Origin of the sequence: Streptomyces sp. NPDC060209 (assembly GCF_042728155.1) — a bacterium.
GTDB lineage: Bacteria > Actinomycetota > Actinomycetes > Streptomycetales > Streptomycetaceae > Streptomyces.
On sequence record NZ_JBHWZS010000538.1, the window covers coordinates 1 to 2555 of the forward strand.

The 2555-nt window shown below is 69.9% G+C and carries 2 protein-coding genes; both read left to right on the forward strand.

Features of this window, described 5'->3' with window-relative positions:
• The coding region (locus tag ACFWFI_RS42330; protein ID WP_387401230.1) for a type I polyketide synthase at positions 1-1335 on the forward strand (1335 nt) is incomplete at its 5' end.
• A 93-nt stretch (positions 1336-1428) separates the two neighbouring features.
• The coding region (locus tag ACFWFI_RS42335; protein WP_387401232.1) for a beta-ketoacyl synthase N-terminal-like domain-containing protein at positions 1429-2555 on the forward strand (1127 nt) is incomplete at its 3' end.

A 2555-nucleotide genomic window follows, 5' to 3' on the forward strand; every position in this document is an offset into this window, starting at 1 on the left:
ACGTTGGGTGGGTTGGTGGCCCGGCATGTGGTGGGTGTGCATGGTGTGCGCAGTGTGGTGTTGGTGAGTCGTCGTGGTCCGTCGGCGGAGGGTGCTGCGGAGTTGGTCGAGGAGTTGACGGCTGCGGGTGCGCGGGTGGAGGTGGTCGCGGCTGATGCGGGGGATCGTGAGGCACTTGCGGATGTGCTGGCGGGGATCCCGGCCGAGCATCCCCTCACCGCCGTCATCCACGCCGCCGGAGTACTCGACGACGGGATCATGACAGCGCTCGACCCCCAGTGGCTCGAGAACGTCTTCCGTCCGAAGGCCGATGCGGCTTGGCATCTTCACGAGCTCACAAGCGAGCTGGACCTGGCCGCGTTCGTCCTCTTCTCCTCCGGCGCAGGCGTACTCGGGAACGCGGGCCAGGGGAATTACGCGGCGGCGAACGGTTTCCTGGACGGTCTGGCGCGGATACGCCGGGAGCAGGGTCTGCCCGCGGTGTCGCTGGCGTGGGGCTTGTGGTCCGAGGCGAGCGGCATGACCGGACACCTGGACGACACCGGTCTCGCGCGGCTCGCCCGCAGCGGACTGGTCGGACTGTCGTCAGCAGAGGCACTCGCGCTGTTCGACCGTGCGCTGGTGTCCGATGAGGCGTTGCTGGTGCCGACGAAGCTCGACTTCGCCGCGCTTCGCAAGCAGGTTGCGGCCGGCGAACTGGCACCGCTGCTGCGCGGACTCGTACGAGCCCCGAGGAAGACCGCCGCGACGGCAACCACCGACGGCCCGAGCCAGGAATCCCTGACCCAGCGCCTGACGGCACTCCCCGAACGCGACCGGATACGTGAGCTGCTCGAACTCGTCCGCAGCGCGGCGGCCACCGTACTCGGCCACGCCACCAAGGACGCGATCGGCGCAGCCCAGGCGTTCAAGGACATCGGGTTCGACTCGCTCGCCTCGGTGGAGCTGCGCAACCGTCTCACCAGAGCCACGGGCGTACGGCTGCCCGTGACGCTCGTCTTCGACCACCCCAACCCGACCGTGCTCGCGCACCACCTCCAGGCCGCAATCGTGCCCTCGGCCGACACTCCCGGATCCACCCACGTACACGGCAACGCCCACGGCGTCGGAGCAGCTGCCTCCGAGGCCGACATCCGGCGAGTGCTGGCCACGGTCCCCCTCGCCACACTCCACGATCTCGGGGTGCTGGGTGCGGTGGAGGCGCTGGTGTCCTCGCAGTCGGCCGACGCCGACACAGGCGCCGGAGATGTGCGGGACGACGGGACGGCGGCCGACGCCATCGCATCGATGGACGTCGAGGATCTCGTCGAACGAGCGCTCGGCGGCAGGCAGTGACCGCTTTTCGGACTTCGGAAGGTTCCCATGACCACGTCCACTGACCAACTTGTCGAAGCCCTGCGCGCCGCCCTCATCGACAAGGAGCGGCTGCTGCGCGAGAACGACCGGCTCACCGCCGCCGCCACGGAACCGATCGCGATCGTGGGGATGGGCTGCCGGCTGCCGGGCGGGGTCTCCTCGCCGGACGACTTGTGGAAGCTCGTGGCCGAAGGGCGCGACGGCGTCACGCCCTTCCCGTCCGACCGGGGCTGGGACCTCGAAGGCCTCTTCGACCCTGACCCGGACCGGTCGGGTACGTCATACGTCAGCGAGGGCGGCTTCCTGCACGACGCCGGTGGGTTCGACGCGTCACTCTTCGGCATCTCGCCGCGTGAGGCGGTGGCGATGGATCCGCAGCAGAGGTTGCTGCTGGAGGTGTCGTGGGAGGTGTTCGAGCGGGCGGGCATCGATCCGACCTCGCTGCACGGCAGCAGCGTCGGAGTCTTCTCCGGGCTCATGTACCACGACTACGCGACGTCCCTCGGCGCAGTGCCCGAGGGACTGGAAGGCTTCCTCGGCACCGGAAACTCCGGGAGCGTGGCCTCGGGTCGGGTGTCGTACGCCCTCGGCCTTGAGGGGCCTGCCGTCACGGTGGACACGGCGTGCTCGTCATCGCTCGTCGCCGTCCACCTTGCCGCGCAGGCACTCCGCAGCGGTGACTGCTCGCTGGCTCTGGCCGGCGGGGTCGCGGTCATGGCGAATCCGTCACCGTTCGTCGAGTTCTCCCGGCAGCGGGGGCTGGCGCGCGACGGCCGGTGCAAGGCGTTCGCCGACGCAGCCGACGGCACGGGCTGGGCGGAGGGCGTGGCAGTGCTGTTGCTGGAGCGGTTGTCGGATGCGCGGCGGCTGGGTCATGAGGTGCTGGCGGTGGTGCGGGGGTCGGCGGTCAACCAGGACGGCGCGTCCAACGGTCTCACCGCGCCCAACGGGCCCTCCCAGCAGAGAGTGATCCGTCAGGCGCTGGCCAACGCACGCCTCTCGGCCACGGATGTCGATGCGGTGGAGGGCCACGGGACGGGCACGACGTTGGGTGACCCGATCGAGGCGCAGGCGTTGCTGGCGACGTACGGCCAGGGCCGTGCGCAGGACCAGCCGCTCTGGCTGGGGTCGTTGAAGTCCAACATCGGTCATACGCAGGCTGCGGCGGGTGCTGCGGGGATCATCAAGATGGTGCAGGC